Genomic DNA, 740 nt, shown 5'->3' with positions numbered 1-740 from the left:
CTTGTGTTGCTAAGTCTAGATTAGTCTAGGATCTTAGATACAACACCAGCACCTACTGTACGACCACCTTCACGGATTGCGAAACGAAGACCTTCTTCCATCGCGATCGGAGCAATTAGCTCAACTTTGAATTTAAGGTTGTCACCAGGCATTACCATTTCTACGCCTTCTGGAAGCTCTACAGCACCAGTTACGTCAGTTGTACGGAAGTAGAACTGTGGACGGTAGCCTTTGAAGAATGGAGTATGACGGCCACCTTCATCTTTAGATAGTACGTATACTTCTGCTTCGAAGTTAACGTGTGGAGTGATTGAACCAGGCTTAGCTAGTACTTGACCACGTTCAACTTCATCACGCTTAGTACCACGTAGAAGAACACCAACGTTCTCACCTGCACGGCCTTCGTCAAGAAGCTTACGGAACATCTCAACACCAGTACAAGTAGTCTTAGTAGTGTCTTTGATACCTACGATTTCTACTTCTTCACCAACTTTTACGATACCTTGCTCAACACGACCCGTTACAACTGTACCACGGCCTGAGATTGAGAATACGTCTTCGATTGGAAGAATGAACGGCTTGTCGATTGCACGCTCTGGCTCTGGGATATATGAATCAAGCGCTTCACCAAGCTCGATGATTTTCTTTTCCCACTCTGCGTCGCCTTCAAGCGCTTTAAGAGCTGAACCTTGGATAACTGGTAGGTCATCACCTGGGAATTCGTATTCGTTAAGAAGTTC

1 protein-coding gene is annotated in these 740 nt (G+C 45.5%); it reads right to left on the bottom strand.

What is annotated here, in order from left to right:
* Positions 1–20: 20 nt before the first annotated feature.
* A partial coding sequence (locus WA381_RS20980) for an EF-Tu/IF-2/RF-3 family GTPase (protein ID WP_336173306.1) occupies positions 21–740 on the bottom strand: 720 nt, incomplete at its 5' end.

The organism is Alteromonas sp. CH_MED4-4 (assembly GCF_037029575.1).
Classification (GTDB): domain Bacteria; phylum Pseudomonadota; class Gammaproteobacteria; order Enterobacterales; family Alteromonadaceae; genus Alteromonas; species Alteromonas macleodii.
The sequence above is the reverse complement of the archived record's forward strand: the minus strand, read 5'-3'. Positions and strand labels throughout refer to the sequence as shown.